The organism is Streptomyces endocoffeicus, from assembly GCF_016741935.1.
Taxonomy (GTDB): Bacteria; Actinomycetota; Actinomycetes; order Streptomycetales; family Streptomycetaceae; genus Streptomyces; species Streptomyces endocoffeicus.
The window spans coordinates 1-15,297 of the sequence record NZ_JAERRG010000040.1 but is presented as its reverse complement, the minus strand read 5'-3'; the positions used below and the strand labels follow the sequence as shown (position 1 = coordinate 15,297).

Annotated in this window: 3 protein-coding genes; all 3 read right to left on the bottom strand. The window is 72.7% G+C overall.

The window, feature by feature from the left end; all coding sequences use genetic code 11:
* Positions 1-16: 16 nt before the first annotated feature.
* Positions 17-802 carry an arylamine N-acetyltransferase family protein gene (locus JK364_RS47805; protein WP_307841629.1) on the bottom strand — a complete coding sequence of 262 codons (786 nt, stop codon included), beginning with the start codon at positions 800-802 and terminating at the stop codon, positions 17-19.
* Positions 799-12,561: a type I polyketide synthase gene (locus JK364_RS47800; protein WP_201857730.1), complete on the bottom strand. Its 11,763-nt coding sequence runs from the start codon at positions 12,559-12,561 to the stop codon at positions 799-801. The genes JK364_RS47805 and JK364_RS47800 overlap by 4 nt, the downstream gene beginning before the upstream one ends.
* Before the next feature lie 26 nt (positions 12,562-12,587).
* Positions 12,588-15,297, bottom strand: a 2,710-nt coding sequence (locus tag JK364_RS47795) for an SDR family NAD(P)-dependent oxidoreductase (protein WP_201857729.1), incomplete at its 5' end; no start/stop codon positions are given.

The window sequence follows — 15,297 nt, the reverse complement described above, 5'->3', positions numbered from 1 at the left end:
GCCGCCTCCTTCCCGCTCACGCGCCCGCCAGGATCAGATCGACCACGTTCTGGAATTCGTCCGTCTTCACCAGCACCTTGGTGCGCTCGACGCCGTCCTCGACGGTGAAGTAGCGCCTGCCGATCAGCACGATCTTTCCGTTGTCGGTGGCCCGGCTGCGGAAGGTGGTTCCGGCGAGCACCGAATCCTGTGCGTAGTCGTCCAGGCTGTCCAGCCGCACCGCGTCCCAGCCGGACGGGTCGGCCAGCTCCGGCCGGAACCGGTACACCGGCTGCCAATCGCTCTCCTTGGGCCGCCGTTCCACCACCCGGTAGCCCTCGTGTTCGGTCACGCGGTACGAGCAGCCGTACTGGTGCTGCTCCTCCTCGGACAGGTACAGCGGCTCCGAATAGTTCGGCCCGGGGAAGCCGACGTCCACGAGGTGGGTCCGGCCATCGAGGTGAACCAGGTCGAAGGTGTGCTCCCGCTCCGGGCCGAACGTGCCGTTCGCCTGCCGCACCGCCGCCGCCACCATGCGCACGTCGTAGCCGAGCTCCGCCAGCAGCGTGTGGAACAGCCGGTTGAGCTCGTAGCACACTCCGCCATGGCCCTCGGTCACCACATGCTCGAAGACCAGGTCCAGCGGGACGTTCGTCAGGTGCCGTGAGGCCGGGAGCCGGTCGGGGGCCGTGGAGTTGTCGTACGGGACCGCCATGAGATGCCGTTTGTGCAGATGCCGGAGGGTTTCGAGGGTCGGTGGGGGCGTCCCCTCCACCCCGATGCGCCGCAGATACTTCGCCACGTCGAACATGCTCTGTGTCACCTCTCCGTGCTCTGGTCGTCGTCTTCCGCCGCTTCCCGGGCCGCCACGTCCGTGTCCGTGGTGGCCGCGTCCAGCGCGAGCTGGTCCTGGAGGTGCTCGGCGGCCATCGACGGGGTGGGGTAGTCGAACAGCATCGCCGCCGCGAGCTGGAGGCCGGTGGCCGTGTTGAGGCGGTTGCGCAGTTCCACCGCGGTCAGCGAGTCGAACCCGATCTCGAAGAGGGCGTCGTCCGGCCCCACCGCGTCCGGGGTGGGGTGTCCGAGGACGGCCGCGGCTTCGGCGCGGACGAGTTCGGTGAGCCGCTGGTGCCGCTGGGTCGGGTCAAGGGTGGCCAGCTGCTCGGTGAGGGACGGGGCGTCGTCCTCGGGCTGGGCCGTGGTGTGGGCGGTGGGGCGGTGATGGCCGCGTATGAGGGTGCGCAGCAGGGGCGGGAGTGCGTCCGGGCTGGTGTTGTTCTGGAGGGCGGTGAGGTCGAGTTTGAGGGGGACGAGATGGGGGTGAGGGGTGGCGAGCGCGGTGTCGAGGAGGCGCATGCCGTCGGCGTCGGTCAGGGGGACGACACCGCTGCCACGGGTGCGTTGCTGCTGGGTGGTGGTCATGCCCGCGGTGAGGGCGCTGGTGGTTTCCCACAGGCCCCAGGCGAGTGAGGTGGCGGGGAGCCCGGCGGCGTGGCGTTGGTGGGCGAGGGCGTCGGCGTAGGTGTTGGCGGCGGCGTAGTTGGCCTGGCCGGGGGTGCCGAGGGTGCCGGTGGCGGAGGAGTAGACGACGAACGCCGAGAGGTCGAGGTCGTGGGTGAGGTCGTGGAGATGGGTGAGGGCGTCGACCTTGGGGCGGAAGACGGTGTCGAGGCGCTGCGGGGTGAGGTCGGTGAGCAGCGCGTCGTCGAGGGTTCCGGCGGTGTGGATGACGGCGGTGAGGGGGTGGTCGGCGTCGATGTCGGCGAGGGTGGTGGTGAGTTGGTCGCGGTCGGCGGTGTCGCAGGCGGTGATGTGGACGGTGGCGCCGAGTTGGGTGAGTTCGGTGGCGAGTTCGGTCGCACCGGGGGCGTCGGGCCCTTGACGGCTGGTGAGCACCAGGTGCCGGGCGCCGTGGTGGGTGATGAGGTGGCGGGCGGTGAGGGCGCCCAGGGTGCCGGTGCCGCCGGTGATGAGGACGGTGCCCTCGGGATCGAGGGCGAGGGGCTCGGGTGTGGTGGCGGGTGCGGGCGTCAGATGGGGGGTGTAGGCGGTGGCGTCGCGGAGGGCGAGTTGGGCCTCGGGGGCGGCGAGTGCGGTGGGCAGGGCCTGGTGGGAGTGGTCGTCGGTGTCGATGAGCTGGATACGGCCGGGGTGCTCGGACTGGGCCGAGCGGACCAGGCCCCAGACGGCGGCCGCGGCCGGGTCGGTGACCTCGGCGGTGTCGTGGACGGCCATGGCGCCGTGGGTGAGGACGACCAGGCGGGTGTCCGCGAGTTCGGGCCGGTCCACCCACTGCCGCAGCAGATCCAGGACCCGGGCGCAGAGCGCGTGCGTACGGTCGATGGGCCCGGTCTTCTCCGGCACCCAGGCGGACACGTCGGCGACGAACACGGCGGGCCGCTCTCCGGCCTCCGCGCTCTCCACGGCCTCCGCGACCGCTGAGACATCGGCATGGCCCGGCGGGGAATCCGGGAGCCGGCTCTCCCCGAGCGTGGCCCACCGCGCTTCCGCGGCGCCGAGCCCGCACTCGGCCCAGGCGACCGCCCACAGGGCATTGCCGCCCGATGCGGCGGACAGGGCGCGCAACTGGTCGGGTGTGGTCTCCCGGAGCTGGAGGGAGCCGATCGTGGCCACCGGAACGCCCTGCGGGTCGGTGATCCGTACGCACAGCCCGTCCCCGTCGGACACCGTCGCCCGCACCCGCACGGCGGTGGCGCCCACGGCGTGGAGCCGCACATCGGCCCATGCGAACGGCAGCATCGTGGGCCGCTCACCATCGGACTGGAAGCAGAAGTTCCCGGCGTGCAGGGTGGCGTCCAGCAACGCCGGATGGATGCCGAACTGCCCGGCCACCCCGGTCTGCTCCTCCGGCACGGACACCTCGGCGAACACCTCGTCGTCCCGCTTCCACACCGCCCTCAGCCCGCGGAACGCCGGGCCGTACTCGTACCCGACCTCGGCCAGGTGCTCGTAGAACCCCTCGAGGGCGACCGGCTCCGAGCCCTCGGGCGGCCACGGCTGAGCGGCCTCGGGCGGCGCGGCCGTGGCCCCTGCGATCAGGGTGCCGGTAGCCCCTCCGGACAGGGTGCCGGTGGCCCCTCCGGACAGGGTGCCGGTGGCCCCTCCGGACAGGGTGCCGGTGGCGTGCTCGGTCCACTGCCGTATGCCCTCCGGGCGGGAGTAGACCCCCACCTTGCGGCGCCCGCGGTCCTCGCCGCCGACGAGCACCTGGACGTGCAGCGTGCCCTCGTCCGGCACCGTCATCGGCCGGCTGATGACCAGCTCCTCCAGGGTGGGGGTGTCCGCCTCGTCCCCGGCGCGCACCGCCAGCTCGACCATGGCCGTACCGGGGAGCAGGACGGTGCCGGAGACGGCGTGGTCGGCCAGCCAGGGGTGGCTGCGCAGGGAGAGACGTCCGGTGAGCAGCACACCTCCGGTGTCGGGCACGCTCACCACGGCCCCGACCAGCGGATGGCCGGTGTCCTCCAGCCCCACGGCACGGACGTCGCCCGGACCGCCACGGTCCAGCCAGAACGTCTCGTGTTCGAAGGGGTAGGTGGGGAGCGGGATGTGGGCGGGTTGTGATCCGGTGTACGCGGTGGGCCAGTCCATTGGTGTTCCCCTGGTGGACAGTTCGGCGAGGTGGGTGAGGAATCGGGTGGGGGTGTCGTCGTCGCGGCGGAGGGTGCCGGTGACGGTGGCGTTGCGGGTGTTGGTGGTTTCGAGGGTTTCTTGGATGGCGGTGGTGAGGACGGGGTGGGGGCTGACTTCGATGAAGGTGCGGTAGCCGTCGTCGGCGAGGGTGCGGATGGTGTGCTCGAACCGCACGGTTTGGCGGAGGTTGCGGAACCAGTAGCCGCTGTCGAGGGTGTCGGGTTCGACCCACTGGCCGTCGACCGTGGAGAGCCAGGGGATGGCGCCCGGTTGGGTGGTGACGTCGTGGAGTACTTCGTGTAGCTGGTCTTTGATGGTGTCGACGTGTCCGGTGTGGGAGGCGTAGTCGACGGGGATGATCCGGGCCCTGGTGCCTTGCTCGGTGTAGTGGGTGTGCAGCTGGTGGAGGGCGTCGGTGTCGCCTGCGATGACGGTGGCGTTGGGGCCGTTGTGGGCGGCGATCCAGAGTTTGCCCTGCCAGTTGGTGAGGTTGATGGTGTCGGCGGGGGCGGCGAGGGACATCATGCCGCCGTGTCCGGCGAGGTGGTGGGCGATGGTCTGGCTGCGGAGGGTGACGATTTTGGCTGCGGTGGGGAGGGTGAGGTGTCCGGCGACGCAGGCGGCGGCGATTTCGCCTTGGGAGTGGCCGATGACGGCATCCGGGTGGATGCCTGCGGATTGCCAGAGGGTGGCGAGGGAGACGACGACGGCGAAGGTGGCGGGCTGGACGACATCGACGCGCTCGAGCGAAGGCGCGTGGGGTGCGCCGGTGATGACGTCGATGAGTGACCAGTCGGTGTACGGGGCCAGGGCCGCGGCGCATTCGTGGAGGCGTTCGGCGAAGACGGGGAACGTCTGGAGCAGTTGGGCTCCCATCCCCACCCATTGGGCGCCTTGGCCGGGGAAGACGAAGACCGTCTTGCCGTGGGTGGTGGCGTGCCCGGTGGTGAGGCGGGGGTGGGGTTGTCCGGTCGCGAGGGCGGTGAGAGCCGCCGTGGCTTCATCGCTATCCGCGTCGGTGCCGGTGATGATGACGGCACGGTGGTCGTGGAGGGTGCGGGTGGTGGCGAGTGACCAACCGATGTCCACCGGGCGTGCGTCCACGCCGGATTCCAGGTGGCCCAGCAGGCGATGGGCCTGAGCCCGCAGGGCTGCCGGGGACTTGGCCGACAGGACCCAGGGCGCGATGCCGCCGGTGGCGACCAGACCAGGGGTGTCCGTACCCTCGTCCGCCTTCGACGCGGGTACGGGTTCGGGCTGAGGCGCCTGCTCCAGGATGAGGTGGGCGTTGGTGCCGCTGACGCCGAAGGACGAGATCCCGGCGCGTCGTGGATGGCCGGTGTCCGGCCAGGGGCGGGCATCGGTGAGCAGGGACACCGCGCCGGACGTCCAGTCCACCTGCGTGGTGGGTTCGTCGATGTGCAGGGACCGCGGCAGCGTGCCCTGCCGTATCGCCAGCACCATCTTGATGACGCTGGCCACGCCCGCGGCGGCTTGGGCGTGCCCGATGTTGGACTTCAGCGATCCGAGCCATACCGGCTCGTCCCCCCGGCGCTCCTGCCCGTAGGTGGCCAGGAGCGCCTGGGCCTCGATGGGGTCGCCCAGGGCGGTGCCGGTGCCGTGGGCTTCGACGGCGTCGATGTCCGCGGGGGACAGTCCGGCGTTCGCCAGTGCCTGCCGTATCACCCGCTGCTGCGACGGCCCGTTCGGCGCGGTGAGGCCATTGCTGGCCCCGTCCTGGTTGACCGCCGTACCACGGACGACGGCCAGCACCTCGTGCCCGTTGCGACGGGCCTCCGAGAGCCGTTCCAACAGCACCAGACCGACACCCTCGGACCAGTTGGTGCCGTCGGCGCCCTCGCCGAAGGACTTGCAGCGGCCGTCCGACGCGAGGCCGCGCTGGCGCGAGAACTCGACAAACGCGCCGGGCTGGCCCATGACGGCGACGCCCCCGGCGAGTGCCATCGTGCATTCGCCGGAGCGCAGGGCCTGCGCGGCGAGGTGGAGAGCCACCATCGAGGAGGAGCAGGCCGTGTCCACGGTCACCGCCGGACCGGTCAGCCCGAAGGTGTACGACACCCGTCCCGACGCCACGCTCGTCGCGCCGCCCACCCCGAGGTAGCCTTCCAAGCCCTCCGGCGCCGCGCCCGTACCGGCGCCGTATCCCTGGCCGCTGGCCCCGACGAAGACACCGACCTCCTGTCCGCGCAGTGAGGTGGGAACGATCCCGGAGCGTTCCAGGGTCTCCCAGGCGGTCTCCAGCAGTACGCGCTGTTGCGGGTCCATCGACAGGGCCTCGCGCGGGGAGATGCCGAAGAAGGTGGCGTCGAATCCGCCCGCGTCGCTGAGGAAACCGCCCTCGCGTACGTAGGACTTGCCCAGAGCATCCGGATCGGAGTCGAACAGCTCGGCCAGGTCCCAGCCCCGGTCCTGCGGGAACGGCCCGATGGCATCGTCTCCGGCGGCGATCAGCCGCCACAGATCCTCGGGGGTACGGACGTCCCCGGGCAGGCGGCAGCCCATGCCGACCACGACCACCGGATCCTCGGCCCGGTCCGGAGCGGACCGGTCGCGCCGCACCGGCCGGGGCGTGGCCTCGGCCGTACGCCCGCCCAGCTGGTCGCGCAGAAACTCGGCGGTGGCCACGGGGCTCGGGTGGTCGAAGACCAGCGTCGCCGGCAATCGCAGCCCGGTAGCCGTGTTGAGGCGGTTGCGCAGCTCCACCGCGGTCAGCGAGTCGAATCCCATGTCGCGGAACGCCTGTTCCGGCCCGATGGGGTCGACCGTGGGAAACCCGAGCACCGAAGCGGCCTCAGCGCGGATCAACTCGACCAGCACACGCTGCTGTTGGGCCACCGACAGCCCGGCCAGCCGCTCGACGAGGCCGCCTTCACCGGCCTTCGGCACCGGCCGGGCCGTACGCCGCGTCGGCCGGACCAGACCCCGCAGCAGTGGCGGGGGTTCAGTGGCCTCCGCGCCGAGGGCGCCGAGGGCGGCGAAGTCGAACCTCATCGGCACCAGCACCGACAGCCCGGACGCCACCGACCGGTCGAACAGGCCCAGTGCCTCCGTGGTGGACAGCCCGACGATGCCCCCGCGCCGCATCCGGTGCAGATCGCCGGAGCCGAGCCCGGCCGTCATACCACTGGCCTCCGCCCACATGCCCCACGCCAGCGAGGTGGCGGGGAGCCCGTGCGCCCGCCGCCACTGGGCGAGGCCGTCCAGATAGGCGTTGGCGGTGGAGTAGTTGCCCTGTCCGGGCCCGCCGAGGACTCCGGCGGCGGACGAGTACACCACGAACGCCGCCAGGTCGTGGTTGTCGTGGGTGAGGTCGTGGAGGTGGGTGATCGCGTCGACCTTGGGGCGGAAGACGGTGTCGAGCCGGTCGGGGGTGAGTGCGGTGAGGATGCCGTCGTCCAGGGCTCCGGCGGTGTGGACCACGGCGGTGAGGGGGTGGTCGGCCGGGATGGTGCCGAGGGTGGCGGCGAGTTGGTCGCGGTCGGCGGCGTCGCAGGCGGTGATGTGGACGGTGGCGCCGAGTGCGGTGAGTTCGGTGGCGAGTTCGGCCGCACCGGGGGCGTCCGGTCCCCGGCGGCTGAGCAGCAGCAGGTGGCGTACGCCGCGCTGTGCCACGAGATGTCGGGCGATGGTGGCGCCGAGCGCTCCGGTGCCGCCGGTGACCAGGACCGTGCCATCCGGATCCAGGGCGTGGGGAAGGGTGAGCACGATCTTGCCGGTGTGACGGCCCTGGCTCATCCAGCGGAACGCCTCGGGGGCACGGGTGATCTCCCAGTGCCGTACGGGCAGCGGCTCGATCCGGCCCGTCTCGAACAGTTCCACCAGCTGGCCCAGCAACTCCCGTACCCGCTCCGCGGGGGCCTCGCCACCGAGGTCGAACGCCCGGTAGGTGACCCCTGGATGTCGCGCCCCGACCGCACCGGGCTCCCGCAGATCGGTCTTCCCCATCTCCAGGAACCGGCCGCCGGGGCCGAGGAGTCCGAGGGAGGCGTCGATGTGCTCGCCGGTGAGGGAGTTGAGGACGACGTCGGCGGTGGGAAAGGTGTCGGCGTAGCCGAGGTCGCGGCTGGAGGCGAGGCGTTCGGCGGGAACGCCGAGCCGGTGCAGGGCGTGGTGTTTGGAGGGGTGGGCGGTGCCCAGGACGGTGGCGCCGAAGTGCTGTGCGAGCTGGACGGCGGCCATGCCCACCCCGCCCGCGGCGGCGTGCACCAGCACCGTCTCGCCCGGCTGGACCCTCCCGAGGTCCTGCAACGCGTACAGCGCCGTCAGATAGGCCACCGGCACCCCGGCCGCCGTGCCGAACGACCAGCCGTCCGGCATCCGGATCACCGTGCGCGCGTCGGCGGTGGCCAGCGGGCCGAACGAGCCGGAGAACAGGCCCATCACCCGGTCGCCCACGGCCAGATCCCCGACGTCCGGGCCGACCTCGGTCACCACACCGGCGCCCTCGGTGCCGATCACCGACCGGCCCGGATACATGCCGAGAGTCACCAGCACATCGCGGAAGTTGAGCCCCGCGGCGCGCACCTCGATCCGCACCTGACCGGCCTCCAGCGGTGCGGTTCCGGCCTCGTCGGGCAGCAGCGCGAGGTTGTCCAGGGTGCCGTACTCGGGCGAGTCCAGATGCCACGACGGCTGTGCGGGCACCCGCAGGCCGGGCTCGACCCGGGCCAGGCGTGGCACCCACGTCGCGCCACCGCGCACCGCGAGCTGGGGCTCGTCCCCGGACCCGGACCACACACCGGCGGGCAGCTCGGAGAGCTCCTCGTACGCGCCGTCGGCGTCCACCAGGGCCAGCCGCCCCGGGTGTTCGGCCTGGGCCGAGCGGACCAGGCCCCAGACCGCGGTGGCGGCCGGGTCGGTGACCTCGGTGTCCCCGTGCACGGCGACCGCGCCGCGGGTGACCACGGCCAGCCGCGTCCCGGCCATCGCGTCGTCGCCGACCCACCGCTGGATCTCCGCCAGCAGGCGGCCGGTGAGCTCCCGGGTGCGTGCGGGCAGCGGCTGGGTGAGGTCGTCGGCCCACCCGCGCGTATCGGCCCACCCACGCGTATCCGCCCACGCGCGCGTATCGGCCACCAGGACATCGGGAAGGGTGCTTTCACCGCTCTCCGCTTCGCCAAGCGGAGCCCAGGAGACCGCGCCGCCCTCCGGCACGGCGTGTTCGCTCCAGCGGACCGTCCACAGCGCGTCATCGGCCTTGCCGCTCTCCAGCTGGGCCGGGTCCACCGCGCGCAGGGTGAGCGAGCCCACGGAGGCCACCGTCCGGCCCGAGCCGTCGGTCAGCCGTACCGCGAACGCGTCGTCACCCACCGGCCGGACACGCACCCGGACCGCGGTCGCGCCGCCCGCGTGCAGACGCACGTTGTTCCAGGCGAACGGCAGGAGGGTCACCTGTCGCTCCGGATCGGAGGGCAGACAGAAGCTGCCCGCGTGCAGAGCCGCGTCCAGCAACGCCGGGTGAATGCCGAACCGTTCGGCCTCCGTGGTGTACGCCTCCGGCAACGCCACATCGCCGAAGATCTCACCGTCCCGCCGCCACGCGGCGACGAGCCCGCGGAACGCCGGTCCGTACGCGTAACCGGCGTCCACGAGCGAGCGATAGAAGTCCGCCACCGGGATCGGCTCGGCTTCGGCGGGCGGCCACTCGCCGGCCGCCCCGTCCCGCGGCGCCGGTAGCTGCGCGGTGAGCGTGCCGGTGGCGTGCTCGGTCCAGTCCGTGCCGCCGTCGGCGCGGGAGTAGATCCGCACCGTGCGCCGCCCGCCCTCGTCCGCGCCCACGACGACCTGGACGCTCAGGGCGGTGTCGGCGGGCAGCGTCATCGGCTGCCCGATCACCAGCTCCTCCAGCACCGGGGTGCCGGTCTCGTCCCCGGCGCGCACCGCCAGCTCCACCATCGCCGTACCGGGCACCAACACCGCACCGGAGATGACGTGTTCGGCCAGCCACGGCTGGGCCCGTACCGACAGCCGCCCGCTGAGCTGCACACCGCCCGTCTCCGGCAGCTGCACCACCGCGCCCAGCAGCGGATGACCCGCCTCCCCGAGGCCCACCGCGCCCACATCGCCGGACCCGGCGGCCCGCTCCAGCCAGTAGTGCTCATGCTGGAAGGCGTACGTCGGGAGGGGGACGCGCCGGGCGCCGGACCCGGCGAACAACGCGTCCCAGCCCACCGGCACACCGCGTACATACAGACCGGCGAGACCGGCCAGCACCGCCTGGGCCTCCTGGACACCCGGACGCAGGGACGGTACGAACGCCCCGTCCGCCACCGCGCCCGCGACCGCATCCGCCACCGCGTCCGCGTCCGGCAGACAGTCCTGGCCCATCGCGGTCAGCACCCCGTCCGGGCCGAGTTCCAGATGGGTGCGTACGCCCGCGTCGGCGAGCGCGCGGACACCGTCGAGGAACCGCACCGCGCCCCGCACATGCCGCACCCAGTACTCCGGGGTGCACAGCTCCTCGGGATCCGCGACCCCGCCGGTCAGATTCGACACCACGGGCACCCGGGGAGGCGCGTAGGTCAGCCGCGACACCACCTCGCGGAACGCGTCCAGCATCCCGTCCATGTGGGGGGAGTGGAACGCGTGCGAGACCACGAGGCGCTTGGTCTTGCGGCCCTGCCGCGCCAAGGTCTCCGCCACCGCCGTGACCACGTCCTCGTCGCCGGAGACGACCACGGACGTCGGGCCGTTGACCGCGGCGATGGAGGCCTGGTGCTCCTTCCCCGCGAGCAGGGGGACGACCTCGTCCTCGGCCGCCTCCACCGCGACCATCGCCCCGGTCGCGTCGAGTCGCTGCATCAGCCGCCCGCGCGCCCGCACCAGTGTGCAGGCGTCCGGCAGGGACAGGACCCCGGCCACATGGGCCGCGACCACCTCGCCGATCGAGTGGCCCAGCACATACGCGGGGCGCACCCCCCACGACTCCACGAGCCGGAACAGCGCCACCTCCAGCGCGAACAGCGCGGGCTGGGTGAACTCGGTCCGGTCCAGCAGCGCCGCCCTCGCCGACCCCTCCTCGGCGAACACCACCTCGGCGAGCGAGACCTTGTCGTCCCCGTCCCCGTCGCCATCTCCAGCGCGCAGGTCGTCGAACTGGGCGCATACGTCATCGAAGGCCCGCGCGAACACCGGATAGTGGCCGTGCAGTTCCCGGCCCATTCCGGCGCGTTGGCTGCCCTGGCCGGTGAACAGCACCGCGACCTTCCCGGACGCCACGGACCCGGTGACCGCCGACCGGGCGGACGCGCCCGCCGCCACCGCCTCCAGCCCCGCGACGGCCTCCTCGGCATCGGCGCACAGCACGACCGCGCGGTGGTCGTGGAGGGTCCGGGTGGTGGCCAGCGACCAGCCCACATCCCGCGCGCTGTCGGCGGCCGTCTTCCGCACATGGGTCAGCAGCCGGGCGGCCTGGGCCCGCAGTGCCGCCTCCGTATGGCCCGAGAGCACCCACGGCACCAGGTGGCCGGTGGCGACCGGACCGGGTTCGGCGGACTCCTCCGGCCGCTCGGCGGACTCCTCTGGGGCCTGCTCGAGGATGACATGCGCGTTCGTTCCGCTGACGCCGAAGGAGGAGATGCCCGCGCGGCGTGCGTGTCCCGTCTCCGGCCACGCTCGTCCCTCGGTGAGCAGGGACACCGCGCCCGTGGCCCAGTTCACCTTGGAGGTGGGCTCTTCGGCGTGGAGGGTCTTCGGCAGCCGACCGTGCCGTAACGCCATGACCGTCTTGATGACACTGGCGATCCCGGCGGCGGCCTGCGCGTGGCCGATGTTGGACTTCAGGGAGCCGAGCCACAGCGGCTCATCCCCCGTGCGCCCCTGCCCGTAGGTGGCCAGGACCGCCTGGGCCTCGATCGGGTCGCCGAGGGCGGTGCCGGTGCCGTGGGCCTCGACCGTGTCCACATCGGCCACCATCAGCCCCGCGTTGGACAGCGCCTGGCGGATCACCCGTTCCTGGGAGGGGCCGTTGGGCGCGGTGAGGCCGTTGCTCGCGCCGTCCTGGTTGACCGCGGTGCCACGGATGACGGCCAGGACGTCGTGGCCGTGGCGGCGGGCGTCGGACAGCCGCTCCAGCAACACGAGCCCGACACCCTCGGACCAGGTGGTGCCGTCCGCGCTCTCGCCGAACGACTTGCAGCGCCCGTCGGGCGCCAGGCCACGCTGGCGGGAGAACTCCACGAAGGCGGTGGGCTGGCCCATGACGGCGACACCACCGGCCAGCGCCATGGAGCATTCGCCGGACCGCAGCGCCTGTACGGCGAGATGGGTGGCCACGAGCGAGGAGGAGCACGCGGTGTCCACGGTCACGGCGGGTCCGGTCAGCCCGAGTGTGTACGACACGCGTCCGGAGATGACACTGCCGGAGGCGCCGACCCCGAGATAGCCCTCCAGGCCCTTGGGCGCGTCACCCGGACCGCCGCCGTACCCCTGGCCGCTGCCCCCGGCGAACACCGCGATGTCCCGGCCCTCCACCGACCGCGGATCCAGCCCCGCCCGCTCGAACGTCTCCCACGCGGTCTCCAGCAGCAGCCGCTGCTGCGGGTCCAGCGACAGGGCCTCGCGCGGGGAGATCCCGAAGAACGCGGCGTCGAATCCGCCCGCACCCTCCAGGAATCCCGCCTCGCGCACATAGGACTTGCCCACGGCATCCGGATCGGAGTCGAAGAGTGACTCCAGGTCCCAGCCGCGGTCCGTGGGGAACGGGCCGATCGCGTCCCGGCCCTCGGCCACCAGCTCCCACAGCGACTCCGGGTCGGTCACCCCGCCCGGCAGCCGGCACGCCATCGCCACGATCGCCACGGGTTCGGTGGACTCGGCGATCAGCCGGTCGTTCTCCCGCCGCAGCCGCTCGACGTCCATCAGCGAGCTACGCAGCGCCTTGACCAGGTCTTCCCGGGACGCAGCCATGTGTACTCCTCTCCGCAACCGCGGCGTCAGTCGTTTCCGAAGGTCGTGCCGCGCATCGCCCGGCTCACCAGTTCGTCGGCGTCCAGGTCCGCGATCGCGGAGGTGTCCGCCTCGGCGGCGGTGCTCAGGTCGGTCAGGCCACTCAGCTCGCCCAGCTCACCGGCCGTGGAGTCCGCGAGGCGCACCAGCGCGTCCAGCACCCCGAGCTCGTGGAAGCGGTGCAACGGGACCGAGGCCAGCGCCCGCCGGAGCTCCCGCTCGCGGCCCATCGCACCGGGGGCCTCGCCATCCGCGGTGGGCACCAGTTCCGTACGCAGCTTCCTCGCCAGCGTGGTGGGTTTCGGATAGTCGAAGACCACCGTGGCGGAGAGCTGGAGGCCGGTGGTCGCGTTGATCCGGTTGCGCAGCTCCACCGCGGTCAGCGAGTCGAACCCGGTGTCCTTGAACGCGCGCTCCGGCTCCACCGCGTCACCGTCGGCATGCCCGAGCACGGCCGCCGCCTCGCGCCGTACCAGGTCGGTCAGGAACGCCTCCTGCTCCGGGCCGGTCAGCTCGGCCAGGCTGTCCAGGAGCGTCTCGCGCCGCGACCCGCCCCCGCCCGGCGCGTCCGCCGCCAGGATCTCGGCGACCTCGGGCAACTGCCGCAGCAGCGGCCGCTCCCGGGCCATCGTGTATCCCGGTACGAACCGCGCCCAGTCGATGTCGGCGACGATCACATTCGGTGGGCCACCGCCCACGGCCCGCGCCAGGGCACGCAGCGCGGGCTTCGGGTCCATCGGCAGGACGCCGATACGACGCCACTGGTCGCCGCCGTCGGCGTCGATCATCCCGTGACCGCCGCCCCAGCCGCCCCACGCTACCGACGTGGCCGCGAGACCCCGGGCGCGGCGGCGCTGCGCGAGCCCGTCGAGGAAGGCGTTGCCCGCCGCGTACGGGGCCTGGCCGCCACTGCCCCAGACACCGGCGCCGGAGGAGAACAACACGAACGCGTCCAGCTCCCGGTCGCCCACGAGCTCGTCCAGCACCAGCGCGCCACGCACCTTCGCCCCCGTCACGGCGGCGAACTCCTCGGTGGTCACTTCGGTGACCGGAGCAGGGAGCAGCCCGGCACCGGCGGTGTGCACCACCGCGGTCAGCGGATGTGTGCGCTCCGCCTCCGCCAGCACCGCGGCCACGGCGTCCCGGTCGGTCACATCACACGCGGCGACCGTGACCCGCACATCCGTCAGGTCCGCCACCAGTTCGGCCGCACCCGGCGCGGCACCGCCCTGCCTGCTGAGCAGCACCACATGGTCCGCCCCGTTCGCGGCGAGCCAGCGCGCCACGTGTGAACCGAGCCCGCCGGTGCCGCCCGTGACCAGCACGGTGCCACGCGGCTTCCAGGCGCTGCCCGAGCCGTCCCGGTCCCGCAGCATCCGGCGGGCGAAGAGTCCGTCGGCGCGCACCGCGAGCTGGTCCTCTCCCTCCGGCGAGGACAGCGCCGCGAACAGCGCGTCCGGCAACTCCTTGTCGCCACCCGCTCCTTCGGCCGGAAGGTCGATCAGGCCGCCGAAGGTGTCCGGGTGGTCGAGCCCGAGCACGGCGCCGAATCCCCACACCGCCGACTGCGCCGGGTCGGCCGCCTCACCGGCCACCGCGACCCCGCCACTGGTGACACACCACAGCGGTGCGGTGACGCCGTGGTCGCGCACCGCCTGCGCCGCCGCCAGCGTGGCCGCGGTGCCCACGGACACCGTGCCGTACTCGGTGTCGGCGCGGTCGTCCCACGAGAGCAGGGACACCACCCCGGCACACCCGTCCGCCGACTTGACCTGGTCGCCCAGCGCCTCCCGACTGCTCTCGGAGACCTCGGCGGCCACTACTTCCGCGCCCCGCGCGGCGAGTCCGTCCAGCACCGCGCGGACCCGCGCCGAACCGGCCCGTACCGCCGGGACCAGCACCAGCCACCGGCCCGACAGCCGTGGATCGCCGGCGGCCACCCGGGTCCAGCCGACCCGGTACCGCCATGCGTCGGTGAGGGAGTCCTCCCGGCTGCGGCGGCGCCAGGTGGCCAGCGCGGGCAGCACCGTGCCCAGGGCCGCCGCGTCCACCTCGAGATCCCGCGCCAGGGACTGCGCGTCTCCGCCCTCGATGGCCGCCCACAGGGAGCTGTCGGCGGTCTCGGCCCGCGTCGGTGTTCTGGCAGGCTCCAGCCAGTAGTGCCGGTGCTGGAAGGCGTACGTGGGCAGCGGCACCCTACGGGCCCCGGACCCGGCGAACAGGGCCGCCCAGTCCACCGGTGTTCCGGTGGTGTGGAGTTCGGCGAGGTGGGTGAGGAAGCGGTGGGGGCTGCCGTCGTCGCGTCGGAGGGTGCCGGTGATGGTGGTTTGTAGGTCGGGGTGGGTTTCGGTGGTGTCTTGGATGGCGGTGGTGAGGACGGGGTGGGTGCTGATTTCGATGAACACGCGGTAGCCGTGGTTGAGGAGGGCTTGGGTGGCTTCGTGGAAGCGGACGGTTTCGCGGAGGTTGCGGTACCAGTAGTCGGTGGTGATGTGGGTGGGGTTGGCCCAGTCGGCGTCGACGGTGGACATCCAGGCGACTTCGCCGGGGGATGCGGTGACGCCGTCGAGCACCTGGTGCAGCTGGTCTTTGATGGTGTTGACGTGTCCGGAGTGTCCGGCGAAGTCGACGCCGGGGAGTTGCCAGCGGTAGATCTTGGCTTTGGAGAGGGTTTTGCCGAATTCGGCGAGTGCGTCG

Coding starts and splice junctions, on each gene's coding strand:
- JK364_RS47800 (WP_201857730.1), bottom strand. CDS start 12,561: ATGGCTGCGTCCCGGGAAGACCTGGTCAAGGCGCTGCGTAGCTCGCTG.